The following is a 555-nucleotide window of genomic DNA, read 5'->3' as shown; positions in this document are numbered from 1 at the left end:
CGTAGAATCCTTTTCATCAGCGCGGAGGCCGCGGCCGGTGCGGACCATTGATATCAATTGCGACATGGGCGAAGGCTTCGGCGCCTATACGCTCGGCAATGACGATGCAATGCTTTCGATTGTAACATCCGCCAACATTGCCTGTGGCTTTCACGCAGGCGATCCCTTGGTGATGCATCGGACCTTGGCCCTGGCTGCGCAACGCGGCGTCAATGTGGGGGCTCATCCAGGGTTCTTCGATCTTTGGGGCTTCGGTCGACGGCGAATCTTGGACGACAGCCCGGCGGACATAGCCAAGCAGGTGATTTACCAGATTGGCGCACTTCAGGCTCTGGCGAAAAGCCAAGGCGTGCGGCTGGCGCATGTCAAGACGCACGGATCGCTCGGCAACATGTCTGCCGAGGATCCGGCTCTGGCTGCCGCAGTCGCGGGGGCCATCGCTGCAGTCGACAAGGGTTTGAGCTTCATTGTGATGCCCGCCATGGCAACAGAGGTCGCTGCGCTTGACGCCGGCCTGGCGCCGATCCGCGAAATCTATGCCGATCGCGCCTACGC

General features: G+C 61.1%; 1 protein-coding gene. It reads left to right on the top strand.

What is annotated here, in order from left to right:
* Positions 1-64: 64 nt before the first annotated feature.
* Positions 65-555, top strand: a 491-nt coding sequence (gene pxpA, locus EN993_RS36620) for a 5-oxoprolinase subunit PxpA (RefSeq protein ID WP_245469093.1), incomplete at its 3' end; no start/stop codon positions are given.

Source organism: Mesorhizobium sp. M7D.F.Ca.US.004.01.2.1, from assembly GCF_003997785.1.
Classification (GTDB): domain Bacteria; phylum Pseudomonadota; class Alphaproteobacteria; order Rhizobiales; family Rhizobiaceae; genus Mesorhizobium; species Mesorhizobium loti.
Note: the sequence above shows the minus strand (reverse complement) of the source record. Positions and strands in the feature narration are given on the sequence as shown.